The 25,809-nt window shown below is 66.5% G+C and carries 19 protein-coding genes; 5 read left to right on the top strand and 14 right to left on the bottom strand.

All coding sequences use genetic code 11. The features are described 5' to 3' along the window. Positions 1–50: 50 nt before the first annotated feature. The 7 genes from J6500_RS18635 to J6500_RS18605 all read right to left on the bottom strand — a co-directional run bounded on the left by J6500_RS18635 (position 51) and on the right by J6500_RS18605 (position 11,896). On the bottom strand, positions 51–2,375 hold the full coding sequence (locus J6500_RS18635) for a xanthine dehydrogenase family protein molybdopterin-binding subunit (RefSeq protein WP_225714150.1): 2,325 nt from the start codon (positions 2,373–2,375) through the stop codon (positions 51–53). A gap of 148 nt (positions 2,376–2,523) precedes the next feature. After that, positions 2,524–3,615, bottom strand: coding sequence for a S1C family serine protease (locus J6500_RS18630; RefSeq protein ID WP_225714149.1), 1,092 nt, complete (start codon positions 3,613–3,615; stop codon positions 2,524–2,526). A gap of 112 nt (positions 3,616–3,727) precedes the next feature. After that, positions 3,728–4,603, bottom strand: a complete 876-nt coding sequence (locus tag J6500_RS18625; protein WP_225714148.1) for a dihydrodipicolinate synthase family protein — start codon at positions 4,601–4,603, stop codon at positions 3,728–3,730. Next, complete coding sequence (locus J6500_RS18620; protein ID WP_225714147.1) at positions 4,596–5,552, bottom strand: NAD-dependent epimerase/dehydratase family protein; 957 nt, start codon at positions 5,550–5,552, stop codon at positions 4,596–4,598. The genes J6500_RS18625 and J6500_RS18620 overlap by 8 nt, the downstream gene beginning before the upstream one ends. Before the next feature lie 21 nt (positions 5,553–5,573). Further along, positions 5,574–7,214 (bottom strand): phosphoglucomutase (alpha-D-glucose-1,6-bisphosphate-dependent), encoded by a 1,641-nt coding sequence (gene pgm / locus J6500_RS18615; protein WP_225714146.1) that lies wholly within the window; start codon positions 7,212–7,214, stop codon positions 5,574–5,576. Positions 7,215–7,403: 189 nt separating this feature from the next. Next, entirely contained in the window at positions 7,404–9,053 is a 1,650-nt protein-coding gene (locus J6500_RS18610) for an acetolactate synthase large subunit (RefSeq protein WP_225714145.1), read from the bottom strand. A 170-nt stretch (positions 9,054–9,223) separates the two neighbouring features. Beyond that, positions 9,224–11,896: a M1 family metallopeptidase gene (locus J6500_RS18605; protein ID WP_225714144.1), complete on the bottom strand. Its 2,673-nt coding sequence runs from the start codon at positions 11,894–11,896 to the stop codon at positions 9,224–9,226. 271 nt (positions 11,897–12,167) lie between these two features. Between J6500_RS18605 and J6500_RS18600 the strand changes: the two genes are divergently transcribed. After that, complete coding sequence (locus J6500_RS18600) at positions 12,168–13,622, top strand: GH1 family beta-glucosidase (protein ID WP_225714143.1); 1,455 nt, start codon at positions 12,168–12,170, stop codon at positions 13,620–13,622. A 60-nt stretch (positions 13,623–13,682) separates the two neighbouring features. On the opposite strand, the gene J6500_RS18595 is transcribed toward J6500_RS18600, so the two are convergent. The 3 genes from J6500_RS18595 to J6500_RS18585 form a co-directional block, all read right to left on the bottom strand. Beyond that, positions 13,683–13,805, bottom strand: a complete 123-nt coding sequence (locus J6500_RS18595) for a helix-turn-helix domain-containing protein (RefSeq protein ID WP_225714142.1) — start codon at positions 13,803–13,805, stop codon at positions 13,683–13,685. Positions 13,806–14,038: 233 nt separating this feature from the next. Continuing rightward, positions 14,039–15,532 carry a flavin-containing monooxygenase gene (locus J6500_RS18590; RefSeq protein ID WP_225714141.1) on the bottom strand — a complete coding sequence of 498 codons (1,494 nt, stop codon included), beginning with the start codon at positions 15,530–15,532 and terminating at the stop codon, positions 14,039–14,041. Between the two features lie 116 nt (positions 15,533–15,648). After that, positions 15,649–16,098 (bottom strand): cupin domain-containing protein, encoded by a 450-nt coding sequence (locus J6500_RS18585; RefSeq protein WP_225714140.1) that lies wholly within the window; start codon positions 16,096–16,098, stop codon positions 15,649–15,651. Between the two features lie 255 nt (positions 16,099–16,353). On the opposite strand from J6500_RS18585, the gene J6500_RS18580 reads away from it, so the two are divergent. The 3 genes from J6500_RS18580 (at position 16,354) to J6500_RS18570 (ending at position 18,705) form a co-directional block, all read left to right on the top strand. Then, on the top strand, positions 16,354–17,367 hold the full coding sequence (locus J6500_RS18580) for an AraC family transcriptional regulator (RefSeq protein ID WP_225714139.1): 1,014 nt from the start codon (positions 16,354–16,356) through the stop codon (positions 17,365–17,367). Between the two features lie 97 nt (positions 17,368–17,464). After that, positions 17,465–18,331, top strand: coding sequence for a S1C family serine protease (locus J6500_RS18575; protein ID WP_225714138.1), 867 nt, complete (start codon positions 17,465–17,467; stop codon positions 18,329–18,331). Further along, the gene (locus J6500_RS18570) at positions 18,328–18,705 is read left to right on the top strand and encodes a response regulator transcription factor (RefSeq protein WP_225714137.1); all 378 of its coding nucleotides are present in this window, start codon (positions 18,328–18,330) and stop codon (positions 18,703–18,705) included. Before J6500_RS18575 ends, J6500_RS18570 begins: the two co-directional genes overlap by 4 nt. Positions 18,706–18,820: 115 nt before the next feature. Here the strand turns inward: J6500_RS18570 and J6500_RS18565 are convergent, their stop codons facing one another. The 3 genes from J6500_RS18565 to J6500_RS18555 form a co-directional block, all read right to left on the bottom strand. Further along, positions 18,821–20,191, bottom strand: coding sequence for a sensor histidine kinase (locus J6500_RS18565; protein WP_225714136.1), 1,371 nt, complete (start codon positions 20,189–20,191; stop codon positions 18,821–18,823). Then, positions 20,178–20,870, bottom strand: a complete 693-nt coding sequence (locus J6500_RS18560) for a response regulator transcription factor (RefSeq protein ID WP_225714211.1) — start codon at positions 20,868–20,870, stop codon at positions 20,178–20,180. The genes J6500_RS18565 and J6500_RS18560 overlap by 14 nt, the downstream gene beginning before the upstream one ends. 109 nt (positions 20,871–20,979) lie before the next feature. Then, positions 20,980–21,510, bottom strand: a complete 531-nt coding sequence (locus J6500_RS18555; RefSeq protein WP_225714135.1) for a hypothetical protein — start codon at positions 21,508–21,510, stop codon at positions 20,980–20,982. A 427-nt stretch (positions 21,511–21,937) separates the two neighbouring features. Between J6500_RS18555 and J6500_RS18550 the strand changes: the two genes are divergently transcribed. Continuing rightward, positions 21,938–23,401 carry a catalase gene (locus tag J6500_RS18550; protein WP_225714134.1) on the top strand — a complete coding sequence of 488 codons (1,464 nt, stop codon included), beginning with the start codon at positions 21,938–21,940 and terminating at the stop codon, positions 23,399–23,401. A 21-nt stretch (positions 23,402–23,422) separates the two neighbouring features. Here the strand turns inward: J6500_RS18550 and J6500_RS18545 are convergent, their stop codons facing one another. Then, on the bottom strand, positions 23,423–25,759 hold the full coding sequence (locus tag J6500_RS18545) for a Tex family protein (protein ID WP_225714133.1): 2,337 nt from the start codon (positions 25,757–25,759) through the stop codon (positions 23,423–23,425). Between the last annotated feature and the right edge of the window lie 50 nt (positions 25,760–25,809).

Raw genomic sequence — 25,809 nt, 5'->3', positions numbered from 1 at the left:
GGGCTCGCGCTACGCGCGCCCCGGAATGACGTGGCGAGAGAGTGCGCTACTTACAGCCCCACCTTCGCATCGCGGATCGCCTGCCAGATCTTCGACGGCGTCAGCGGCGTGTTGAGCTGCTTGATCCCGAGCTCGCTCAGCGCGTCCATCACGCCGTTGGTGATGCAAGGCGGGCCGCCGATCGCGCCCGACTCGCCGCAGCCCTTCGAACCCAGCGGATTGGTCTTGCACGGCGCGGAGCCGTCGAGCGTCACGTTGAGCGGCGGGATGTCGCCGGCCCGCGGCACGCAGTAGTCCTGGTAGCTCGCGGTCAGCAGCTGGCCCTCTTCGCTGTAGGCGACGCCCTCATAGAGCGCCTGGCCGATGCCCTGCACGACGCCGCCATGGATCTGGCCGGTGACCAGCATCGGATTGACCGCGACGCCGACGTCGTCGACCGTGGTGTAGCGCACCACGCGCGTGACGCCGGTCTCGGGATCGATCTCGACCTCGCAGATATGGGTGCCGTTCGGCCAGCTCGGCCCGTCGACCTCGCCCTCGCTCTCGACCGAGAGCTTGGCGCCGTTCTCCTTCTTCGCGATTTCGAACAGGCTGATGCGCTTGTCGGTGCCGACAACCGTGAGGACACCGTCGCGGTACTCGATGTCCTCGATGGAGGCTTCCAGGAGATTCGACGCCTTCTCGCGCGCCTTGGTGATCATGTCGCTGGAGGACACCGCGACCGCGGTGCCGCCGACGAACAGCGAGCGCGAGCCGACGCTGCCGAAGCCGGTGGCGAGGTCGGTGTCGCCCTGCACCACGTCGATCTTGTCCATGGCGATGCCGAGGCTGTCGGCGATCATCTGGGTGTAGGTGGTGGCGAGGCCCTGTCCCATCGCCATGGTGCCGGAATGCAGGATGATGCGGCCCTCGGCGGTGGCGTGCAGCGAGACCTTCTCGGTGTGAGCGCGGCCGCCGGTCCATTCGATGTAGCTGGTCAGGCCGCGGCCGTAGAGCAGGCCCTTCTTCTTCGCCGCCTTCTTGCGCGCGGCAAAGCCGTCCCAGTCGGCGAGTTCGGAGGCGCGTTGCAGCATGTGCGCGAAGGCGCCGGAATCATAGACCTGCCCGACCGCGTTGGTGTAGGGCAGCTGCGCCGGCTTGATGTAGTTCACCTTGCGGATGGCGCGCGGGTCCATGCCGATCTGGCGCGCCGCGGCATCGAACAGCCGCTCGACGATGAACACCGCCTCGGGCCTGCCGGCGCCGCGATAGGCGCCCACAGGCGCGGTGTGGGTCATCACCGACTTCACCTCGAAATGCACCAGCGGCAGATCATAGACGCCGGTCTGCACGAACGGGCCCAGCACCAGCGGGATGATGTTGCCGGTGCCCGAGGAATAGGCGCCGGTGCCGCCGATCGAGCGCACCCGGTAGGCCAGCACGCGGCCCTTGGCGTCGAGCGCGAACTCGCCGGTCGAGGTGAGGTCGCGGCCATGGGTGCCGCCGACGAATTCGTCGGTGCGGTCGCCGCGCCAGCGGACCTTCCTGTTCAGCTTGGTCGCCGCATAGGCGACGATGCCGTCCTCCGGATAGAGGCTGGTCTTCTGGCCGAAGCCGCCGCCGATATCGCCGACCAGCACGCGCACAGAGTCCTTCGGCCGCTTCAGGATGGATTCGGCGAGCAGGTCGCGGGTCGAGCCCGGCGTCTGCGACTGCACGTGCAGCAAGAGCCGGCCGGTCTTCTTCTCGATCTCGGCAATGGTCGAGCGCGGCTCCATCGCCGACGGCACCAGGCGCTGGCTGACCAGGTCGAGCGACACCGTGTGCGCGGCGCTTGCAAACACCTGCTCGACCTTGGCGGCATCGCCATAGCTCATCGCAGCGACGATGTTGTCGGGCGCCTCCGGCCACACCAAAGGCGCGCCCGGCTTGATCGCCTCGACCGGATCGACCACCGAGGGCAGCACCTCGTAATCCACCTCGATGGCTTCGGCCGCGGTCTGCGCCAGCACGCGCGACGTCGCGACAACTGCTGCGACCGCCTCGCCGGCGAACCGCACCACCTCATGCGCCAAGAGGCGCCGCGGCGGCACCGTCATCGGCGAGCCGTCCGGCCGCTTGAAGATCGCCAGCGTCGGCAGCGTGCCGATATCGTCCTTGACGAGGTCGGCGCCGGTATAGACGGCCTCGACGCCCGGCATCGCCAGCGCCGCCTTGGCGTCGATCGCCTTGATGTTGGCATGGGCATGCGGCGAGCGCACCACGTGCAGCCACAGCGCGCCGTCTTCCGGCTTGTCGTCGATGAAATGTCCCTTCCCGGTGACCAGCCGCTGGTCTTCCAGACGCTTGACCGGCTGACCCGCACCAAAACGTAGATTGCCGGGAAGAATGTTCATCAGGATGTCCTTCGCGCTTCAAACAATTCGGCGGGGGTTTTAGCGGATTTTGCCGCCCTGACAACCGCGCGCGGCGGGAGAACGGACATCCCGTCCGCGATGACGCGACAGCACGAATGCGGTGGCAGTTGGCCGGCCGGCGACTATATTATTGCGTCCGGCCGATATCGGTGATGGCGACCTCGACGTCGCGCGTTGCCCCGTCGCGTTGCACGCTGAGGCGGACCTTCTTGCCGACGCCGACCTGCTCGAGCGCATCGGTGAGGTCGGACAGCCGATGCACCGGCTTGCCGTCGGCTGCGGTGATCACGTCGCCGATATCGCCGGTGGCGCGATCGACGCCGCGGAGCCCGGCGCGCTCGGCCGGCGAGCCCGGGGCCGTGCGCACGATGATCAATCCCTCGGCGCCCAATCTGGTGGCGACCGCCTCGTTCGCGGTCACGATGCCGATCCCCGGCGTCGGCACCCGGCCGTCGCGGATCAGTTCGGGGACGATGCGGTTGACGATGTCGATGGGGATCGCAAAGCCGATGCCGGCATTGGACCCGGACGGCGAGAGGATCGCTGTGGTCACGCCGATCAGGCGGCCGGCGGAGTCGAGCAACGGTCCGCCCGAATTACCGGGATTGATTGCGGTGTCGGTCTGGATCACGTTGGAGATCTCGCGGCCGCTCGACGTTGGCAGCCTGCGCTTGAGCGCGCTGATGATGCCGCTGGACATCGACTGGTCGAGCCCGAACGGATTGCCGATCGCAAAGGCGAACTGCCCGACCTTGAGGTCCGCCGAACTGCCGATCGCGACTGCCGGCGGCAGCTTGCGCGCGCTGCGGATCCGCAGCACCGCCAGATCGTAGTTCGGCGCCGTGCCGACGATTTCGGCCCGCACCGCTTCGCCGGACGCGAAGCGGATCGCGACCTGGCTGGCGTTCTGCACCACATGATTGTTGGTGACGACGTGACCCTCGCCATCCCAGACAATGCCGGTGCCGGACGCCGAGCCGCCGCCCTCCTGCTCCTCGCTGAGCGGATCGGCGGCGGTCTGCGTCACCACCTGCACGACGGACGGCGAGACCTTCTCGAAGATCTCGACATTGGCCTTTTCGGCGTCCGACAGCGCCCCGCGCTCGGTGACGGCGCGGACGGGCGAGCCGATCCAGGGCCCCTGCCGGATGTTGCTGGCCGCAAAGACCAGCAGAACGGCCGCGACGACGGCCAGGGCAATAGCGGTGCGCCTATTCATGGGTGTGCTCCATGCAACAAACGCCCCGGAACAGCAGAGGTTTCCGGCGCGGCCAAGGCGGAATGCCCGACATATTGACGCGCGGCCTCGTTGACGCCCAGCCTTGGATCTCTCAGCCCAGATCGCGCAGCGCCGCCTCGACCACCTTGCGCTGCTCGGCCGTCAGCGGCGCTTGCGGCGGCACGGGGTCGCCAACGTCGTAGCCCTGGATCGCCAGCCCCGCCTTGATGCAGGCGGCGAGGTTGAAGCGGGCAAAGGCCTCGTTGATGCGCCAGAGCCTGCGCTGCAAGGCGACCGCCTCGTCCCAGCGGGTGCGGCGGCACAGATTGTAGAGCTCGACGCTCTGCCGTGGGATGATGCAGGCCGGGCCCGCCATCCAGCCGTGGCCGCCGATCAGCATCACCGCGGCCGGAATATGGGCCGAGGCCGAAAACACTTTCAGGCCGTCGCCGCAGCGGTTCATGATCGACAGCAGCCGACCGGTGTTGGTCGAGGCATCCTTGATGTAGCCGATGCGCGGATGCGCGGCGAGCCGCGCGATCACGTCGAGCGTGAGATCGGAGCGCTGGAAATTCGGATTGGTGTAGATCACCACGGGAATGTCGACCGCGTCGGCAATGGCGCGGAAATAGGCCTCGACCTGCGCGTCATGAAGCGGAAAATACGCTTCAAGGATCGCGAGGATGCCGTCCGCGCCGCGCTTCTGATAGGCCTTGGCCTGCGCCACCGCATCCGCCGTCGTCGTGGCCGCGACGCCGGCGACCACCGGCACGCGGCGGTTTGCAGCCTCGATGGTGGTCTGCACCACCTGCATGCGCTGGGCGTTGTTGAGATAGGCGAACTCGCCGGTCGAGCCGAGTGGCGTCAGCCCGTGGACGCCGGCCTTGATCAGATCGTCGCACAGCCGGCCCAGCACCTCGGTGCGGACATGGCCGGCGGGGTCGACCGGGGACACCAGATACGGAAAGACGCCGTGGAAATCAGCCATGAGCCAGCCTCGTTGACGGCGAGACATAGTCGGGATCGTGCGCAAAGGGAAGCGGCGCGCCGCTGCGCAAGGCGCCGAGCACGGCAGCAAAATCGGTCGCGGCGTGGAAACCGAGCAGCCGTTCGGCCTTGCCGGCATCGTAGATGCGGCCGATCGATGTCGGCAGGCGCCAGCCGCGCCGCGCGAACAGGTCAGGCGCATCGGGGAAATACCGCGCGATCACGGCAGCCGCATCGGTCTTCAGCGCCGCGACGTCGCTGCGCGCAAACGGCGTCGGCGCGCTGATCACGAACACCTCGAAGCCGCTGATCCGCTCCAGCGCCGCCACATGCGCGTCGGCGGCGTCCTCGACCGTGAGCCGGCGGTACAGCAGCTCGGTCGCCTTCAGGTTCTCGCCATGGATGTCGCGGATGGTATCGTCATCCTCCGGGAAGAAGCGGCTGGTGCGCAGCACCGCGCAATTCAGGCCGTGGTCCTTGCTGAACAGCCGGCACAGCCCTTCGGCAGCCAGCTTCGTGATGCCATAGATGTTGCGCGGCTCGAGCGGGCCCGCGCTCTCGTCGAGCCAAACGGCGTGCGCGCCTTCCTCGTCGCGGATCGCCTGCGAGATCATCAGCGATGTCGTCGAGGTGAAGACGAAACGATCATGTCCCGCCGCGATCGCCGCTTGCAGCAGATTGAGCGTGCCTGACACGTTGACGTCGACAAAGGCCTGCGGCGCGAATCGCGCGATGTCGGGCTTGTGCAGGGCGCCGGCATGGATCACGGCCTCGATGCCGTGATCTGCGAACGCGCGATCGACGACGGATCGTTCGGCCACCGAGCCGATGATGCCGGTCGCCGCGCCGGAAACTACGTCGAGGCCGACCACGCTGTGGCCGGCCTGCCGCAGCTTTGGTGCGAGGAAACGCCCCAGCCAGCCGGAGGAGCCCGTCAACAAGACACGCATGACGTTCGCCGGCCCTGCTTCTCAAAACACCTTGGCGATCGCGGCCTGCGCGTCGCTCTGGATCTGCTTCAGATGATCCGGCCCGCGAAAGCTTTCGGCGTAGATCTTGTAGACGTCCTCGGTGCCGGACGGACGCGCGGCAAACCAGCCGGAGGCGCTCTCGACCTTGATGCCGCCGAACGGCTGGTCGTTGCCCGGCGCCCTGGTCCTCACGGCGCTGACCGCGTCACCGGCGAGCCTGGTCATGTTGAGCTGGTCGGGCCCGAGCGCCTTCAGCGCGCTCTTCTGCTTCGGCGTTGCCGCAACATCGATGCGCTCGTAATAGGGCACGCCGAACTCGGCGGTCAGCTCGTTGAACAGTTCGCTGGGATCGCGGGCGGTCTTGGCGATGATCTCCGCAGCCAGCAGCCCGAGGATGATGCCGTCCTTGTCGGTGGTCCAGGCCGAGCCGTCGCGCTTCAGGAACGAGGCGCCCGCACTCTCCTCGCCGGCGAATCCAAAACTTCCGCTGCCGAGTCCTTCGACGAACCATTTGAAGCCGACCGGCGTCTCGACCAGCTTGCGGCCGAGCTTCTTCGCCACGCGATCGATGATCGAGCTCGACACGATGGTCTTGCCGATCGCGGCGTCCCTGCTCCATTGCGGCCGGTGCGCGAACAGATAGGAAATCGCGGTGGCGAGGAAATGGTTCGGGTTCATCAACCCGTTCGAGCGGGTGACGATGCCGTGGCGGTCGGCGTCGGTGTCGTTGGCGAAGGCGACGTCGAAGCGGTCGCGCATTCCGATCAGGCTCGCCATCGCATAGGGCGAGGAGCAATCCATCCGGATTTTGCCGTCCCAGTCCGCGGTCATGAAGCGGAAGGTCGGATCGACCGTGGCGTTGACCACGGTGGCATCGATGCCGTAGCGCGCGATGATCGGCTGCCAGTAATGCACTGCGGCGCCGCCGAGCGGGTCGATGCCGATCTTGACGCCGGCCGACCTGATCAGCGCGAGATCGACGGTGTTGCCGAGATCGGCGACGTAGGGCGTGATGTAATCGTGCAGATGCGTGGTCGCCGCGTTGCGCGCGCGATCGTAAGGCATCCGCGCGACGCCCTTGAGGCCAGCCTCGATGTAACGGTTGGCGTTCTTCTCGACCACGCCGGTGACGTCGGTGTCGGCCGGACCGCCATGCGGCGGATTGTACTTGTAGCCTCCGTCTTCCGGCGGATTGTGCGACGGCGTGATGACGACGCCGTCGGCAAGGCCGGTGCTGCGACCCTTGTTGTAGCTCAGGATCGCGTGCGAGATCACCGGGGTCGGGGTGTAGCCGCCCTGCGCGTCGATCATGATCTCGACGCCGTTGGCGGCGAACACCTCGACCGCGCTCGCCAGCGCCGGGTCGGCCAGCGCATGGGTATCGATGCCGATGAACAGCGGGCCGGTCAGCCCCTTCTCGCGCCGGTAGTCGCAGATCGCCTGCGTGGTGGCGAGGATGTGGTCCTCGTTGAACGAATTCTTCAGCGACGAGCCGCGGTGGCCGGAGGTGCCGAATGCGACGCGCTGGGCGGGGTCACTCGCGTCAGGCTTGCCGGCGAAATAGGCCGTGACCAGCCGCGGCACATTGGCGAGCGAGGCGGGATCAATCGGCTTTCCGGCGGCAGGATTTGGTGCAGTCACGTGACCTCACTTATCGTTCAGGAAAGACCGCCTGATATCGCCGACCATCAGCACGAGTGGCGTGCTACCATGATGGCTCACTTCCAATCAAGCCGACGGCATTTCGTTCCTCACCAGCCGCGATGATGGGCTCTTGTTTTGGCATGATCTTTCTCGGAAAACCGCTTCGCACTTTTCCGGATCATGCCGCTATGACACATCGATCTGCTGGACCTTCTCGCGCAGCTCGTCGACTAGCACCCGCTTGTTCTCGGTATAGTCGACGGGAACCACGACGAGATGCACGCCGCCGCCGGCGAAGGCGCGCTCCAGCGTCGGGATGATCGCCTCGGTGCTCTCGATCCGCGAGCCCTTCGCGCCGTAGCTCTCCGCATATTTGACGAAATCCGGATTGCCGAAGGTGAGGCCGAAATCCGGGAAATGATCGACCGCCTGCTTCCAGCGGATCATGCCGTAGGCGGAATCTTCCAGGATCAGGATCACGAGGTTGAGCTTGAGGCGGACCGCGGTCTCGAGCTCCTGCGAATTCATCATGAAGCCGCCGTCGCCGCACACCGCGAGCACGCGTGTCTTATAGAGCATCGCCGCCATCATCGCCGACGGCAGCCCGGCGCCCATGGTCGCCAGCGCATTGTCGAGCAGCAGCGAATTCGCCAGCAGCGTGCGGTAATTGCGCGCGAACCAGATCTTGTACATGCCGTTGTCGAGCGCGACGATGCCGTCCTCGGGGATCACCTGCCGCACGTCATGCACGATGCGCTGCGGGGTCGGCGGCCAGCGGCCCTCGGTGGCGCGATCAGTGATCTTCGCCAAAATACCCTCACGCAGGCTGTGCAGCGCGCTGGCGTGCGGCAGCTTGCCCTCGATCCGATCGGCCAGCAGAGCAAGGCTCGGGCCAACATCGCCGATCACCTCGATCTGCGGGAAATAGACCTGCTCGACATTGGCCGGCGTGTAGCTGACATGAATCACCTGCGGCCCCTTCGGCCCCATGATGAAGGGCGGCTTCTCGATGGTGTCGTGGCCGATCGCGATGATCAGGTCGGCGCGGTCGATCGCCTCATGCACGTAGTCGCGCTCGCTCAGCGCGGCGGTGCCTATATAGAGGTTTGTGCCGCCGGATACGGTGCCCTTGCCCATCTGCGTGGTGAAGAACGGAATCCTCGTCCGGCGCACGAAATCACCGATGCCGGCGGTACTGCGCGGGCGGGACGCCGCGGCGCCGAGCATGATCAGCGGCCGCTGTGCCTTCAGGATCATGTCCGCGGCGCGGTCGAGCGCGGCGGCATGTGCCACCGGAATCTCGATCGGATGCGGCGGCACCATCGCGGTCGGCTCCGCCTGCTCGCCCGCGATGTCCTCCGGCAGTTCGAGCAGCACCGGTCCCGGCCGCTCCTGCATCGCGATCCGGAAGGCATCGCGCACCAGCGTCGGGATCGTGGCGGTCGAGACGATCTGCAGCGACAGCTTGGTCAGCGGACGGAACGTGCTGACGATGTCGACGATCTGGAACTTGGCCTGCCGGCTGCTCAGGATGCCCTTTTGTCCCGTGATCATCACCATCGGCATCGCGCCGAGCAACGCATAGGCCGCGCCGGTCGTGAGATTCAGCGCCCCCGGTCCGAGCGTCGTGATGCAGACGCCGGGCTTGCCGGTGAGCCGGCCATATGTCGCGGCCATGAAGGCGGCGGCCTGCTCGTGCCGCGTGACGATCAGCTTGATCGACGATGTGCGCAGGCTCTCGACGACGTCGAGATTCTCCTCGCCGGGAACGCCGAACACACGCTCCACGCCCTCGTTCTCGAGGGCGGCGACCAGCAAATCGGAACCTTTGACCATGTCAGCCTCGCACTTTGGATTGCATGCCGCCTGCCGAGCATAGCGGCATCGCATGTCGTCGGGGAGTCCCTAGAGCATGATCCGGAAAAGTGTGAAGCGGTTTTCCGAAAAGATCATGCTCACACAAAAGCCAAAGCGCGATGATGATTTCAGCCCGACCCCATCGCGCTTCACGGCCTGTGTGCCCGGATCCAGTCCTCGACGGCGGGCAGCAGGCGCACCACGAGGCCGCCGGAGATCGCGATCGATTCCAGCGCCCGCGCCACCATCACCCGGCCGCCGCCGGTCGATTGCGACGGCGCGAAGGCGGCGAGCTCGGCGGCATGGGCCTCGTCGGTGAAATTGGTCATGAAGTTAGGCACGAACTGGTCGCGGAAGTTCGGCCCTTGCTTTGCCAATAGCGCATCGAAATGGGCCTGGACGAAATCCCAGGCGAGCTGCGGCTGCTCGCCTGACGATGCCACCGTCGAGATGATGCCCGGCACGATCGTGTCCGGCAGCTCGCTGGTCAGCGTCAGGGCCAGCGTCGCCCGCGCCAGTTCGGGATCGCGCGCGCTGGCGGTGGCGAAATAATAGCGCAGGCGTTCATTGGTGACGGTGCTCTTGCGCGCCAGCGCCAGCAGCCCGTCATAGGCTGCGCGGTCGGCCGTGATGCCGACGACATGGGTGACTGCGTCGCGCAACGAATTCGGTAGCGCATCCGGATCGAGCAGGAACGCTGCAAACCGCCGCTTCGCCTCGGCGACGACGGCCTCGTCGCCGAGATCGCCGAGCGTCGAGATCAGGCTGGCGCGGAGCAGCGCGTTGTCGTCGTCGGCCGCGCCGCTGCCGTTCCATCCGAGCCGGTGCAGCACCGGCCGCAGCTTCGCGCGCGCATAGGCCTGGATCAGCGGCCGTTCTTCATGGCCGCGCGACAGGCGATTGAGCGCGGCGAATGTCGAGATCACCTGATCCCACACCGTGCGGTGATCGCCGGGATCGAGCCCATCGAGCAGTGCGAGGTACGATGACGGCTCGGCGCGGCCGGCCTGCACCAGCGCCCAGCTATCGGTGATGATGTTGAGCCGGTCGTCGACCTGCATTCGCGGGAACGCGCTCAGCAGCGCGCCACGGTTCTTCGGGCCGTATTCGACCCTGAAATAACCGATGTCGCTGAGATTGACCTTGATCGCATCGCCGCAGGCGCCGGCCGGAATCACGGCGCTGCCTTGCAGCAGGATCTCGTCGAACGGCTTGCCGTCGATCGGCCCGATCGCGACCGGAATCTGCCAGTTTCGCACAGGCAACTCCGCCGCGGCCGCGCCGAGCGGCGCGATCACGAAGCGCTCCTGCCGCAGCGTCAGGCGCTGGGCCGTGCCGTCGCAATCCGTCTCGGCGACGACAAGCGGCACGCCGTCCTGCTCGGTGAAGGATGCAGCGACACCTGTGATCGCCTTCCCGCCGGCGCTCTCCAGCGCCTGCCAGAGATCGGCGGTCGTGCTGTTGCTGTAGGCGTGCGCAGCCATGTATTGGCGGATGCCGGCGCGGAATTGCGCCTCGCCGAGATAATTCTCGAGCATGCGGATCAGGGCCTGGCCCTTGTTGTAGGTAATGGCATCGAATGCCGTGACCGCCTCGCTGTGGTCGGCGATTGGCTGCTGGATCGGATGCGAGGTGCGTCGCGCGTCGAGGCTCAACGCAAACTGCTTGCCGCCGTAGCCGTTCAGCCAGCTCTGCCATTGCGGATAGTATTGCTGCGACGCCTTGGTGGCCATCCAGCTGGCAAAGCCCTCGTTGAGCCAGAGATTGTCCCACCAAGCCATGGTGACAAGGTCGCCGAACCACATATGCGCCATCTCATGCGCGATGATGCCGAAGATGCCGCGCCGCGCCGTCTCCGCATTGGTCGCCGGATCGAACAGCAGTCGGCTCTCGAAGAAGGTGATGCCGCCCCAGTTCTCCATCGCGCCGCCGAACCCGCCGGGCACCGCGATCAGGTCGAGCTTCGGCAGCGGGTATTTCACGCCGAAATAATCGTTGTAGTGGGCGAGCAGCTTTGCCGCGCTGTCGAGCGCAAAGCGGCCCTGCCCACTCTTGCCTTCGGTGGTCACGACGCCGATGGTGACCCCGTCCACATCGATCGAGGCGCGCTCCAGCTCACCGACGGTGAGCACGAACAGATAGCTCGACATCTTCGGCGTCGGCGCGAACACGACCTTCTTGAGATTGCCGGCGACCGGTTCCTCGCTGGTCACAGGCATGTTGCCGACCGCCAGCAGATTGCGCGGGATCACGACGGTCAGCGCAAAGCTCGCCTTGAACGCCGGCTCGTCCCAGCACGGAAAGATCCGCCGTGCGTCCGCCGGTTCCAGCTTGCTCGAGAGCAGCCGCTTGGTGCCGGTCTTGGCCGGATAGTCGACCACGAACAGGCCGGCGCCGAACTTGTTGATCTCTGCGGTGAAGGCGATGCGCAGCGTGTGGCGGCCAGCCGCGAGCGGCTTGGCGAACGTCAGCGTCGCCGTCTGTGCGGCGGCATCGCTCGTCATCTGCGCGCGCTGCGCGCCGTCGTCGATGCTGACCTCGCCGAAATTCGTGTTGACCGCGTTCAGCGTCAGCTGCGTCGTCGGCGCGCGAACCTCGACCTCGATCGTCTCGACGCCCGGCAGCGCCAGGCTTGCAAGATCCGGGGTCAGCTCGATCGCATAGCTCAACGGGATGACCGTCTTCGGCAGCTTTCCGGGCGCGCGATCGAACGCGAACGTCTGCTCGGCATGAGCGGCGGTCACCAGATTCAGCAGCACGGCTGCCGCCGCCACGAGATGGCGCAACGGCGCCCTTCCGACAGGAGTTGCAGGCTGGTTCATCGCGCTGGCCTCATCGAGACGGGCATTTTGGGCTATCGTCCCGGAAGGACCTAGCAAGCAATCTAGAGGAGAAAATGTCGCCACAGAACTGAAAACTCTGCGACATTGACATCCGGTGCCGCGCCATCGCGCGCTTGTTGCTCGGCCCTACGATGGAAGGCTAACCTGCATCCGACCTAAAACGGCAGTGGCCCAATCATGGAATTGACGTTCTTCACCGGACCCGCAAGGCATATCTCCAATCACCAGTTCGACACGACGAGGGCCAGCAATGTTCGGTAACTTCTCGCGCCGGCAGTTTGCAAGCCTCGCTGGCCTCTCTGCGCTCGGCCTGGCGGCGCCCGCTGCGGCGGCGGATGGCGTGCCAGCGCCGGACGGGGCCAGCTTTCCGGCGGGTTTCGTCTGGGGCACGGCAACCTCCTCCTATCAGATCGAGGGCGCTGTCGACGCGGACGGCCGCGGCAAATCGATCTGGGACACGTTCGCCCACACACCGGGCAAGATCGAGGACGGCACCACCGGCGATCGCGCCAATGATCACTATCATCGCTACAAGGAAGACGTCGGCCTGATCCGGCAGCTCGGCGCGAAGGCCTATCGCTTCTCGATCGCCTGGCCGCGCGTGTTTCCGGACGGCACCGGCGCGCCGAACCCGAAGGGCCTCGACTTCTACAACCGCCTGGTCGACGAGTTGCTGGCGAACGGCATCGAACCCTACGCCACGCTCTATCACTGGGACCTGCCGCAGGCGCTGCAGGACCGCGTCGGCGGCTGGCGCTCCAGCGACACATCGAAGGCGTTCGCCGACTATGCGGGTCATGTCGCCGGGCGGCTGAGCGACCGGGTGAAGAACATTTTCACCCTCAACGAGGTCGGACGTTTCCTCCCCTTCGGCTATGCTCTCGGCATCGATGCGCCGGGGCTGAAGCTGGCGCCGGCCGAGGTCAACCAGGCGCGCCACCATGTCGCGCTGGCCCATGGCCTCGCCGTGCAGGCGATCCGCGCTAAAGGCCGCGCCGGCACGCGGGTCGGACCGGCGGAAAACATCACCGCCTGCGTGCCCGCGTTCAACGCGCCGGAGAACATCCGCGCCACCGAGATTGCGACGCGCGAACTCAATTCCGGCTTTCTCGGCGTCGTGCTCGAAGGCAAGTACACCGAAGGTTTCCTGGCCTATGCCGGCGCGAACGCGCCGAAATTCACCGCAGAGGAGCTGAAGATCATCGGCCAGCCCAACGATTTTGTCGGGCTCAACATCTACGCGCCGCAGTGTTACGTCATCGCGACCGACAAGCCTCCGGGCTGGCAGCCGCTGCCGATGCCCGGCTCATTCCCGCACATGAGCTCGGAATGGCTGCGCATCGCACCGGAGGTGATCTACTGGGCGCCGCGGATTGCCGCGAGACTTTGGAACATCGAGAGCATCTATATCAGCGAGAACGGCACCTCCGGCGAGGACAAGGTGCATGCCGACGGGCAGATCTACGACCTCGACCGCATCATGTTCCTGCGCAATTACCTCGCCCAGTTGCAGCGCGCGACCGCCGAAGGCGTCCCGGTCCATGGCTATTTCCTATGGAGCCTGATGGACAATTTCGAATGGATTTTCGGCTACGAGAAGCGCTTCGGCCTCTATCGGGTCAATTTCGAGACCCAGGAGCGCAGACCGAAGCTGAGCGCGGCGTTCTATCGCGACGTGATCGCGCGCAACGCGGTCGGGGTGTGACATCAGTCTTCGCACCCCGCCTGCCGCCGCGCCGCGGCAGGGTGATTTCCAAACCGTCGCTTAGCCGCCACGCCGCCATTCACCCGGCGTGCAGCCGAAGCGATGGCGGAAGCACCGCGTGAAATGCGAAAGTTCTGGGAAGCCCCAGTCGAACGCGAAGTCACCGATCGCACGGCCGAACATCGTCGGCCCTCAGGTCGCGCGCGGCGCCGTCGAGGCGGCGATCCATCACATGGCGCGCGAACGTGGTGCCGGTCCGCCCGCATATTTCGGAATAATGAAAAAATACCACTGAGTTGCCCGACGCGTCAAGGGCCTTTCCGAGCTTTTTTCCGGGTGCCGGCGGCCGCCTGCTCCTTTGCATGGGGTTGTTTTCGAGGTTTTGGTGGCGCACGCCTCCGCTTCGTCACTTCTGGCTAGGCCACCGCCTTATAGTCCGGCGCCGTCGCGAGGAAGCGCGCATAGGCGTCGGCGTCGGGCGGCGTGAATTTTTCGACCAGCGGATTGCGGCGCGACGCCTTGGTGCCGATGTCGGCGAGCAGCTCGTCGAAATGCTTGAAATGGTAGGGCGCGACGCACAGCCCGCCATAGACGCCCGCGGCCGGGCGCTCGACGCGCCTGAAGTTCAGCATCATCGCGATGTTGTCGTTCATCTCGGCGGCGCTTGGCTGACGTGCGAGCTGGCCGTCGGCGTAACGCACCAGCCAGTTCGCGGCAAGATCGGCGCACAGCACGGTACAGAAGCTGGAATTGAAGCCGACAAAGCCCATGTCGGGCAGATCGGGATTGGCGATCAGGCGATAGAGCCGGTACTGCCCGTCGGGCTCGACCAGCTTGGCCTGATACTCCGGCGCCAGGAACGGCAGGCCGAGCTTGTAGCCGATCGCGAGCACCGCGATATCGGCCGCGACGCGCTGGCCGCCGCTCATCACGATGGTGTTGCCGTCGTAACGATCGAAGGTGCCGCGCACCGCCTTGATGCGGCCATCGGCGACCATCGGGTAGAAGCCGGGGGTCGCGATCGGCACCGAGCAGTTGACGCCGTCCTCGATCCGCTCCTTCGGCACCATGCCGCACCGCTTCAGCTTGAGCTGCATCTTCAGCATGCTCTCGAGGCCACGCCAGTTCGCCCACACGAATGGCTTGGCGAGCGCATGCGCGAGCCGCGCGGCAGGGCCGATGCCCCAGCTCGCGAACATCTGCTCCTGGGCGCGGATGTAGAGGATGCGCTTGAAGTTGACGAGCCCGCCGACGAAGTAAGGAATCCGCCAGACCGGCTCGCGAAACACGATGGTGACCTCCCTGGCGCCGGAATTGACCGCGTTCACCGCGATGTCGGTCGCCGATTTGGAGCCGCCGAGCACGACCACCTTGCGTCCTTTGGCGAGATCGGCATGGGCATATTGCGAGGAATGCAGGATCTGGCCGCCCTGCGCCCTGAAGCCGTCCTCGCCGGGCAGCGGCAGCGTCTGCGGCTCGTTGAACTGGCCGGTGCAGACGGCGACGAAATCGAAATCCTCATGCCCGCTGGCGCCGTCGGTCGAGCGCAGCGCGAGTGTCCAGCCCGGTCTGCCGTCGGCCCGGCGCTGCATGGCCTCGACCTTCGTCTCGAACCGCATCGCGCGATCGAGCCCGTGGCTGCGAGCGTAGTCGCGCAAATAGGCATGGACCTGCGGCCCTTTCGGCCATTCCGGATAGGACTCCGGCATCGCCTTGTCGGTGTAGCGATAGAGATCCTTCGGGCTCTGCGTCTGCACGTCGGGATAGGAGCGCGCCGGCTCCCAGACGCCGCCCAGATCGCCGCTGCGCTCGATGATGCATACCTTGTGGCCGCGCTCGGCAAACGCCTTGGCGGCGGCGAGCCCGGACACGCCGGCACCGATCACGCACACATGCTTCTGCTTGATCATGACTCCGCTCCGCAATGAGTGAACTGCCATTCGCCAGGCGCACGCATCCCCGTCATCGCCGGGACCAGCCCGGCGATGGCCGTATCGCGTACCCAATTGTCAGTTTCGGCCGGCGCCTAGTCGTTGGCTTCCGGCGGCAGAAAATCCACCTCGTGCTCGGCGGAGATCCGCACCACCTCGGCCGGGTCCTGCAGATTGTGCAGCTTGTCGAACAGCGCCTCGAGCTTCTGCATCGGCGACACCCAGAACAGCGCCCGCGCTGGCTTATCCGACTTGTTGAAATAGCCGTGCGGGATGCCGCGCGGCATGCGCACGAGGTCGCCGGCCTTGGCCTGCACCCAAACGCCGTCGAGCTTGAGGTCGAGCGCGCCCTCCTGCACCAGGATGAACTCGTCCTGGGTCGGGTGGATGTGCACCGGCACGAATTGGCCGGGATCGCTGTTGGTCTCGAATGCGAAGGTCGAGTCGGTGACGGCCTTCGGATAATAGACCTGGCCGAGGATGTTCCAGGTCTTGCCGCCGTAGCCGGTGCCGTTGCGGGTGATGCCTTTCTCGAGCGCGCCCATGTCAGCCTCTCCAGTGTTGATGCGCATTGCCGGCACCGAGCCTGTCGCCCGCCGCGGGGGCTGTCTAGCCGCTAAACGAATCCGTTGCTTCATGCGACTATGCTGCAATGCGAAAGCCCACGGGTGGCGCGGACGCCTCGCCGCCAGGCTGCGTCCCGATTGAGCAGATTGCGCGCTGAAACGGCGTTCCGCTTTGGCCGCGGATAGATTAGGCTCATGATGCTTTAGACCTCAAACAACTCCGGGGCGGCCGGCGTGATTGCGACGGGCAACGAGGTTTTCGCGACGACGCGGCTGAAGGATTTCGCTCGTGTCGCAACCGGACGCGTCGACGACGCCGCCGAAGCCGTCGGCCGCATCTTCTGCCCGCATAGGCTGACGCCGGTGGATCGCTCGGACGCGGAGTTCTTCGCGATCCACAATTGCGCGGCGTTCGACGGCTTCTCCGTCAACTATGTCGCCTATGGCGGATCGGTCGCGATCAATCCCGGCTGCCTCGATCGCTTCTTCCTGCTGCAGGTGCCGCTGCACGGTTCGGCCGCGATCAGCACCGCCGCGCGCGAGGTGACGACCGGACCGCAGCACAGCGCATCGCTGCTGTCGCCGACCATTCCGACCGAGATGATTTGGCGTGGCGATTGCGCCCAGCTCATCGTGCTGCTCGACCGCAAGCTGGTGGAGCATCGCGCCGCTGCGCTCGGCGGCACGACCGCTCGGCCGGTCGAATTTGCGCCCGAGGTCGCGCTGACGCGCTCGCTCGGCCAGGCGCTGACCGTGAAAATCGACCACCTCGTCACGCACGCCGAACAGCTCGGGCCGCACAGGAGAATGTCCGCGATCGCGACGGTCGAGTGGCGCGAGACACTGCTCAATGCCCTGCTGAACGGTCAGCGGCACAGCCTGAGCGCCGCCATCGACGTCTTCAACGGCCGCGCCGAGACACAGCCGGCCGCCCTGAAGCGGGCGCGGGCCTATCTCGAGACCCGCGCCACCGAACCGCTCGATCTTGCCGAGCTCGCCGGGATCGCGGGCACCGGCATTCGCGCGCTGCAGATCGGCTTCCGCCGCCACTTCGGCACCACGGTCTCCGAGATGCTGCTCGATATTCGCCTCGCCCAGCTCAATGCACGGCTGAAGTCGGCGGGGCCCGGCGAGCGCATCGTCGATATCGCATTCGACCTCGGCTTTACCCATCTGAGCCGGATGGCGAGCGCCTACCGCGCCAAATTCGGCGAAACCCCGAAGGCAACGTTGCGCCGGCTCAGCTGAGCGCGGGTTCCGGGCGGCTCGGCCGCCCCCTGCCCATCCGGCCAGTTTCGCTGCCGGCTCCGGCATCCCAGATTGAGGGAAGCCAATGGAGTTTCCCATGACCGACCCGACCGCCCTCGCCTCGCTCTCAGCAGCCCTTTCGGAGACCGTCGCGCGAACCGCGCCCGCCATCGTCTCGGTGCATTCGCATCGTGTGCGGGCCTCCGGCTTTGTCTGGAAACCAGGCTTTATCGTCACCGCCGACGAAGCCCTCGCCGATGACGGCGAGATCGAGATCGCGCTCACCGATGGCAGCACGCGAAAGGCGACCATCGCCGGACGCGACCATACCACCGACATCGCGCTGCTGCGGTTCGATGGCGACATCGCGCCGGCGAAGCTGTCGGCCGAGACCCCCGCGTTGGGATCGCTGACCGTCGTCGTTGCGGCCGACCGCGGCGCTGCGACCGCGCGGCTCGGCATGGTGTCGCGCGCGGGCCCCGCCTGGCGCAGCCTGCGCGGCGGCGAGATCGACGCGAGGATCGAGCTCGACGTCCGGCTGCGGTACAGCCAGCAGGGTGGTCTCGCGCTCAATGCCGCCGGCGCGCCGTTCGGCATGGCGGTGCTCGGCCCGCGGCGCGTGCTGACGATTCCGGCCGCAACCATCCAGCGGGTCGCAGCGCAGCTCGAGACAAGCGGCCGCATCGCGCGCGGGTATCTCGGCGTCGGGCTGCAACCGGTGCGGCTCGACGACGGTTTTGGCGCGATGGTGATGAATGTCGACAAGGCCGGCCCAGCGGCGGCGGCCGGCATCCGGCAGGGCGACGTGATCGTCGCGGTCAACGGCGAGCAGCTGGCCGGGGTGCGGGCGCTGGCGCGCAGCCTCGGGCCGCAGAGCGTCGGCACGGCGGTCGAGCTGACGGTGCATCGCGGCGGCGAGCCGCTGAATGTCAACGTGACGATCGGCGAGAGGCCCGGGACGTGAGCGACGACGCTTCGCCCGATGTCGTGATCGCGCTCGAAATCGACGATCCCGCGCTGGCCGACCGGCTGGCGACGCTGCTCGGCGGCGTCGCCGGCCTGCGCCTCGCTGCACCGGGGGAACAAGCCGCAGCGGCGATCGTCGTGCGCGGCCGCGAGGCCGTGGACGCGGCCGGCGAGTTCGAGCTGACGCCGCGCGAGCTCGACGTGCTGGCGCTGCTCGCCGAGGGCGCCTCCAACAAGATGATCGCACAGCGTCTCGGCATCTCCGTGCACACCGCAAAGTTTCACGTCGGCTCCCTGCTCGACAAGCTCGACGCCACCGGCCGCACCGACGCAGTGGCGCATGCGGCCCGGCGCGGGGTGATCAATTTGTGAGGTGGGGTAGTCGTTATCGAGCCGCTAGGCCGCGGCGTACTGGATCGCCCGGTCAAGCCGGTCAAGCCGGGCGACGACAGCTTTAGATGGAGTCGCGTTACGCTTACTTGCCCACCTACGTTCCACTCGCTGCTGGCGGAAAATACAGCTGCACCAGCAGCCCCGGCGCATTGTCGCGTAGCTCGATGCGGGCCCCGTGCAGGCTCGCCACCGCAGCGACCAGGCTGAGGCCGAGGCCGTTGCCGGGGGTGTAGCGACTCTGCTCGAGGCGGTAGAAGCGCTTGAACACCCGGTCGTGCTGGCCGGCGGGGATGCCGGGGCCGTTGTCGGCGACCGCGATCACGGCGCCCTCGTCGCTGTTGCAGCATGTCACGCTCACCCGCCCGCCGGCGCGGCCGTGCTTGATGGCGTTGTCAACGAGATTGGCGATGGCGTCGAACAGGAGGTCGCGATCGCCGGTCAACAGGACCTCAGCATCGCCGGCCAGATCGAGCCGGGTGGCGTCGCGCTCGGCGGCGGCATCGTAGAGCTCGACCACCTCGCCGGCGATCTCGACCAGATTGACGCTGCGGAACGCGACTCGCCTCGCCCGCGTTTCGATCTCGGAGATCCGCGTCAGCGAGGCGAACATCCTGAGCACCGTATCGAGATCGGCGATGGTGTCGCCGATCAGCGCCGCATCGGCCTCGCCGTTCCGCTGTGCGTGATAGGCCTTCTCGAGCCGGCCGCGCATCCGCGTCAGCGGCGTGCGCAGATCGTGTGTGATGTTGTCGCTGACCTGCTTGACGTCGCCCATCAGCGTCTGGATGCGGTCAAGCATCAGGTTGAGGTTTTCGGCGACGCGATCCCACTCGTCATGGCTACCGCGCAGCGGGATGCGCCGATCGAGCCCGGACAGCATGATCGCGCGGCTTGTCGCATTAATGGACTCGATGCGCCCGACCGTACGCCGCGTCACCCCGATGCTGGCGACGGCCGCCAGCACGACAATCAGCCCGGCAACCGCGATGCCCGCCACCCTGATCCGCGCCATGAAGCCGTCAAGATCGCCGATGTCGCGGCCGACCAAGAGGTCGTCGCCATTCGCCAGCCGCTCCGTCACGGCGCGCACCAGCGGATTGGCCGGCAACATCGGCGCGCGGAATTCGGTCCATCCCTGCGCGGCCGCGCCGGACGGCCATTGCTTGAGGTTTCCGGCGAGCACCGCCGCATCGGGCCCGGCAAGGAGATAGACGTGACCGGCGAAGCCCCGATCGGCGATGCGCTGGCCGATCAGCGCGACCAACCCGTCGCGCCCCGACCGTGCAAAGGCCTCGCGCAGGTTGGTCTGTTCGGTCATGATCGCGCGGTCGGATTCGCTGCGCACATAGGCGACCGTCGACCAGTAGACATAGGCGAAGATCGCCGCGACGATCAGGCCGAAGGCGCCGATCGCGATCAGCGCCAGGCGGAACGTCGAGGACCTGAGCGTCTTAGCCAGGAGCACGGAGGCAATATCCGATGCCGCGGATGGTGTGGATCAGCGGATAGGCTTGCTGGTCGTCAACCTTGCGGCGGACGCGGCCGACATAGACGTCGATGATGTTGGTCGAGGGATCGAAGTGCAGATCCCAGACGTGCTGCAGCAGCATGGCGCGCGACACCACCCGGCCCTCGTTGCGCACGAGATATTCGAGCAGCTGAAACTCCTTCGGCAGCAGCGGGATCTTGCGGCTGCCGCGGCTTGCCGTTCGGGCGATCAGATCGAGCGCGAGATCGCCGACCCGCAGGATGGTCTCCTTGGCAACAGTCTCGCTGCGCCGGCCCAGCGCTTCCAGACGCGCCAGCAGTTCGACGAAGGAGAACGGCTTGACCAGATAGTCGTCGCCGCCGGCGCGCAGGCCGCGCACGCGATCATCCACCTCTCCGAGCGCGCTGATGATGAGGAACGGCACCGCGATGCCGTCGTCGCGCATCTGGCGCATCACCGCGATGCCGTCGATGTCGGGCAGCATGCGATCGATCGTGATCACGGCATAGTCGCGCGCCGCGCCCTGATGCAGCGCCTCGCGGCCGTTGGCCGCAAGATCGACATCGTAACCGCTGCTGGTGAGCTCCTCGGCGAGTTGCCCCGCGGTTTCCGGATCGTCCTCGACGACGAGAATACGGCGGTGAGCTCCAGTTATTGTATCGAACACTCCGAGCGCCCCGCGACGGCCGCCGCCAGACTATCCCAATTTGGGGCAGGCTGGAACGCCTGGCGACGACCGCGACAACAGTGCGGTTCGTTGCAGCTTAGTACCAGGTATCGCCGCACACGTTGACCCACTGCCATCCGTAAGGCGTCAATGTTCGGCGCCAGCAGCCGTCGTAGTAGCTGCCATAGAACGGCCCGCCGACGAAGGCGAAGCGATGGAATCGGTTGTGGTGGAAACCGTGATGGAAGCCATGACCGCCGTGGAATGCGCCGCCGGCAATGTGCGGCCCGATCGCCGCACGGCCCATCGGCGCGGCTGCAAAGCGGGCGCCGCCAAAGCCAGGACCGCCACCGAAACGTGCCCCGCCGCCGCTGGCGAACGCCATGGCGCCGCCGCCACGCATGCCGCCGCCGAAGCCACCGGCGTGCATGCCGCCACCAAAACCGCCGCCGTGCATGCCACCGCCGAAGCCGCCGCCTCCGAAGCCGCCATGACCGCCGCCGCCGAAACCACCACCATGACCGCCACCACCACCGCCGCCACCTCGGGCAAAGGCCGCCGCAGGCGCGAGCGCGACACTGACGCCGATCGCGGCTGCCGCGAGACAGGTGAGAAACTTGTTGTTCATCGAACATCTCCTTGATCAGGATCGCGGCAACGAGCGCATCGCCGCGACGAGAGAAGCAGACGCGCGTGCACCCCCGACTTCAACTTACAAATGCGCCAGATTCTGACGCCGGATTTAGCTTCGACGAGGTATCGTCGCCGCGGCGCGCGCGGCGTCTGTCGGCATGCGCGTGCCATCGCTGTTGGCCGGAATCAGCGGATATTTGGCTGGATTCGGCGGGCTTGCCGCGTTGAGTCGATGCGCCGGGATTTCTAATTGTTGATCATGCAGAGGCGCAGTTCAGGGCCTCGATTTCATCGGGTCGATCGGCCGACGCGCACTCACGGCGCGCCCGGCCGTGGCCCAACCAGCAACGCAAACACGTTTCGCCCCGGGCCTCGCGCGCCTGGATCGCGAAACGTTGTCTTCGACACGCAAGGAGCCTTCGATGAGCGACGAGACCAAGCCACCGTTCCTGACGCACGCCTCCGGCGCGCCGGTCACGGACAATGTGAACATCCTGACCGCCGGGCCGCGCGGGCCGGCGCTGCTGCAGGACGTCTGGCTGATCGAGAAGCTGGCGCATTTTCACCGCGAAGTGATCCCGGAGCGGCGCATGCATGCCAAGGGCGCCGGCGCGCACGGCATTTTCACCGTGACCCACGACATCACCCGCTACACCAAGGCCAGCATCTTCTCTGAGATCGGCAAACAGACGCCGATGTTCGCGCGGTTCTCGACGGTCGCCGGCGAGCGCGGCGCGGCCGATGCGGAGCGCGACATCCGCGGCTTCGCATTGAAGTTCTACACCGACGAAGGCAATTGGGACGTGGTCGGCAACAACACGCCGGTATTCTTCTTCCGCGATCCCCTGCGCTTCATCGACCTCAACCACGCGATCAAGCGCCACCCGCGCACCGGGATGCGCGATGCCGACATGAACTGGGATTTCTGGACGCTGCTGCCGGAGGCGCTGCACCAGGTCACCATCGTCATGAGTGAGCGCGGCATCCCGCGGAGCTTCCGGCATCAGCACGGCTTCGGCAGCCACACCTACAGCTTGATCAATGCCGACAATGAACGAACGTGGGTGAAATTCCACTTCCGCACCCGGCAGGGCGTGCAGAACCTGACCGACGCCGAAGCCGAGGCGCTGGTCGGCCGGGACCGCGAGAGCCACCAGCGCGATCTCTACGAGAGCATCGAGCGCGGCGATTTCCCGCGCTGGACGCTGTTCATCCAGGTGATGACGGATGCGCAGGCCAAGGCGTTTCCGTTCAATCCGTTCGATCTGACGAAAGTCTGGCCGAAGGCGGACTATCCCCTGATCGAGGTCGGATATTTCGAACTCAACCGCAATCCGGAGAACTTCTTCGCCGAGGTCGAGCAGGCGGCGTTCACCCCGGCCAACGTGGTGCCCGGCATCGGCTATTCGCCGGACAAGATGCTGCAGGCGCGCTTGTTCTCCTATGGCGATGCGCAGCGCTACCGGCTCGGCGTCAACCACCACCAGATCCCGGTCAACGCGCCGAAATGCCCGTTCCACAGCTTCCACCGCGACGGTGCGATGCGCACCGACGGCAATCTCGGCGGCCAACTGAGCTACTGGCCGAACAGCGCGGGCGAATGGAGCGATCAGCCGCAGCTCAACGAGCCGCCATTGGAGCTGTCAGGCGCGGCCGCGCACTGGGATCACCGCGTCGACGACGACCACTGGCAGCAGCCCGGCAATCTGTTCCGCAAGATGAGCGCGGCGCAGCAGCAGGCGCTGTTCGATAATACCGCCCGCCAGGTCGGCAAGGCCGCACGGCATATCCAGGAGCGGCACGTCGCCAATTGCAGCAAGGCCGATCCGGCCTACGGCAAGGGCGTCGCGGATGCGCTGAAGCGGTTTGCGGCGGGCGAGCTGTAGCCAGGTAGACGAGCGGCGCCCTTACGTCGGCTTGCCGCGGCCGCTCTTCTCGGCGGCGCGGCGCAGTGCGTCGGCGAGTGCGCCGCCGGACTGCTCCTGCGGCCGGCGCGGGGCTGACGAGGTCATCTTGGCCGAACCGCGCGAGAAATCGCGCGACGGGCCTGAATTCTCCTTCTTCGGCCCGACCTCGTCGTCGAGCCGCAGCGTCAGCGCGATGCGCTTGCGCGCGACCTCGACGTCCAGAACCTTGACCTTGACGATGTCGCCCGGCTTCACCACCTCGCGCGGGTCCTTGATGAAGGTCCTCGACATCGCCGAGATGTGCACCAATCCGTCCTGATGCACGCCGATGTCGACGAACGCGCCGAATGCGGCGACATTGGTGACGGTGCCCTCGAGAATCATGCCCGGCTTGAGGTCCTTGACCTCCTCGACGCCTTCCTTGAACACCGCGGCCTTGAACGCCGGACGCGGATCGCGGCCGGGCTTTTCCAATTCGCGCAGGATGTCGGTCACGGTCGGCAGACCGAAGGTGTCGTCGACGAAGGCCTGCGGCTTGAGCCCGCGCACCACGTCGGTGTTGCCGATCAGCGCCTTGATATCGCTCTTGGTCGCTTCCAGAATCCGGCGCACCACCGGATAGGCTTCCGGATGCACGCCCGAATTATCGAGTGGATCGTCGCCATTGGTGATGCGCAGGAAGCCGGCGCACTGCTCGAATGCCTTGGGGCCGAGCCGCGGCACGTCCTTCAGCGCCTTGCGCGACTTGAACGGGCCGTTGGCGTCGCGGTGCTGCACGATGCTCTGCGCCAGCCCCTGCCCGATGCCGGACACGCGGGCGAGCAGCGGCACCGAGGCGGTGTTGGCATCGACGCCGACCGCGTTCACGCAGTCTTCCACCACGGCGTCCAGCGACTTCGCCAATTTGGCCTCGCCGAGATCATGCTGATACTGACCGACGCCGATCGCCTTCGGATCGATCTTGACCAGCTCGGCGAGCGGGTCCTGCAGGCGCCGGGCGATCGAGACCGCGCCGCGCATGGTGACGTCGAGATCGGGCAGCTCGCTCGAGGCGAAGGCGGAGGCCGAGTAGACCGATGCGCCGGCCTCGGAGACCACGATCTTGGTCATCTTGCGCTCCGGCAAACGCTTCACCAGCTCGGTCGCGAGCTTGTCGGTCTCGCGGGAAGCCGTGCCGTTGCCGATCGCGATCAGCTCGACGCCGTGCTCGATCGCGAGCTTGCCGAGGATCGCGAGCGCCTCGTCCCAGCGCCGCTGCGGCTCGTGCGGGAAGATCGCAGTGGTCGCCAGCACCTTGCCGGTGGCATCGACCACCGCGACCTTGACGCCGGTGCGATAGCCGGGATCGAGCCCCATGGTGGCGCGCGCCCCGGCCGGCGCGGCAAGCAAGAGGTCGCGCAGATTGGAGGCGAACACCCGCACCCCCTCGGTCTCAGCCGCCGTCCACAGCCGCATCCGCAGGTCGATGTTGAGATGGATCTGGATCTTGGTGCGCCAGGCCCAGCGCACCGTCTCTGCCAGCCATTTGTCGCCCTTGCGTCCCTGGTTGGAGATCGCGAAGCGATGCATGATCTTCAGCTCATACGGGCTGGGCACGCCGACCACCGGCTCCTGCGCCTCCGGCTTGATCGCGAGATCGAGGATCTCCTCCTTCTCGCCGCGGAACAGCGCCAGGATGCGGTGCGACGGCAACTTCGTCAGCGGCTCGCTGAAATCGAAATAGTCCTTGAACTTCTCACCTTCGGTCTTCTTGCCGGTGCGCACGGTCGAGGCCATGATGCCGTTCGACCACATCTCCTCGCGCAGCGCGCCGATCAGATCGGCGTCCTCGGCGAAGCGCTCGACCAGGATCGCGCGGGCCCCTTCCAGGGCGGCGGCGACGTTGGCGACCTGCTTCTCGGCGTCGACGAACGGCGCGGCGGCGTCGTTCGGATCGTTCTCGGGCTTCGCCATCAAGAGGTCGGCGAGCGGCTCGAGCCCGGCCTCCTTGGCGATCTCGGCCTTGGTGCGGCGCTTCGGCTTGTACGGCAGATAGATATCTTCGAGGCGGCCCTTGCTGTCGGCAGCCATGATCTGGGCTTCGAGCGCGGCGTCGAGCTTGCCCTGTTCGCGGATCGAATTGAGCACAGCGGTGCGGCGCTCCTCGAGCTCGCGCAGATAGGTCAACCGTTCCTCCAGCGTACGCAGCTGCGCATCATCGAGCGCGCCGGTGAGCTCCTTGCGGTAGCGTGCGATGAACGGGACGGTTGCGCCGCCGTCGAGCAGCGTCACCGCCGCCTCGACCTGCTCGTCGCGAACACCCAGCTCCTGCGCAATCTGATGATGAATCTTTGCCACGCTCGTCTCTCTCAATCCGTTGCGCCACCGGGACTTCTGGTTTGAGCATG

The organism is Bradyrhizobium semiaridum (genome assembly GCF_020329505.1).
In the GTDB taxonomy this organism is placed as follows: domain Bacteria; phylum Pseudomonadota; class Alphaproteobacteria; order Rhizobiales; family Xanthobacteraceae; genus Bradyrhizobium; species Bradyrhizobium semiaridum.
This window is presented reverse-complemented; position numbering and strand designations above follow the sequence as displayed.

Excerpts from the sequence above, each read along its gene's own strand:
- J6500_RS18635 (WP_225714150.1), bottom strand. The coding sequence starts at position 2,375 with ATGAACATTCTTCCCGGCAATCTACGTTTTGGTGCGGGTCAGCCGGTC.
- J6500_RS18630 (WP_225714149.1), bottom strand. The coding sequence starts at position 3,615 with ATGAATAGGCGCACCGCTATTGCCCTGGCCGTCGTCGCGGCCGTTCTG.
- J6500_RS18625 (WP_225714148.1), bottom strand. The coding sequence starts at position 4,603 with ATGGCTGATTTCCACGGCGTCTTTCCGTATCTGGTGTCCCCGGTCGAC.
- J6500_RS18620 (WP_225714147.1), bottom strand. The coding sequence starts at position 5,552 with ATGCGTGTCTTGTTGACGGGCTCCTCCGGCTGGCTGGGGCGTTTCCTC.
- J6500_RS18610 (WP_225714145.1), bottom strand. The coding sequence starts at position 9,053 with ATGGTCAAAGGTTCCGATTTGCTGGTCGCCGCCCTCGAGAACGAGGGC.
- J6500_RS18605 (WP_225714144.1), bottom strand. The coding sequence starts at position 11,896 with ATGAACCAGCCTGCAACTCCTGTCGGAAGGGCGCCGTTGCGCCATCTC.
- J6500_RS18600 (WP_225714143.1), top strand. The coding sequence starts at position 12,168 with ATGTTCGGTAACTTCTCGCGCCGGCAGTTTGCAAGCCTCGCTGGCCTC.
- J6500_RS18595 (WP_225714142.1), bottom strand. The coding sequence starts at position 13,805 with ATGTTCGGCCGTGCGATCGGTGACTTCGCGTTCGACTGGGGCTTCCCA.
- J6500_RS18590 (WP_225714141.1), bottom strand. The coding sequence starts at position 15,532 with ATGATCAAGCAGAAGCATGTGTGCGTGATCGGTGCCGGCGTGTCCGGG.
- J6500_RS18585 (WP_225714140.1), bottom strand. The coding sequence starts at position 16,098 with ATGGGCGCGCTCGAGAAAGGCATCACCCGCAACGGCACCGGCTACGGC.
- J6500_RS18575 (WP_225714138.1), top strand. The coding sequence starts at position 17,465 with ATGACCGACCCGACCGCCCTCGCCTCGCTCTCAGCAGCCCTTTCGGAG.
- J6500_RS18555 (WP_225714135.1), bottom strand. The coding sequence starts at position 21,510 with ATGAACAACAAGTTTCTCACCTGTCTCGCGGCAGCCGCGATCGGCGTC.
- J6500_RS18550 (WP_225714134.1), top strand. The coding sequence starts at position 21,938 with ATGAGCGACGAGACCAAGCCACCGTTCCTGACGCACGCCTCCGGCGCG.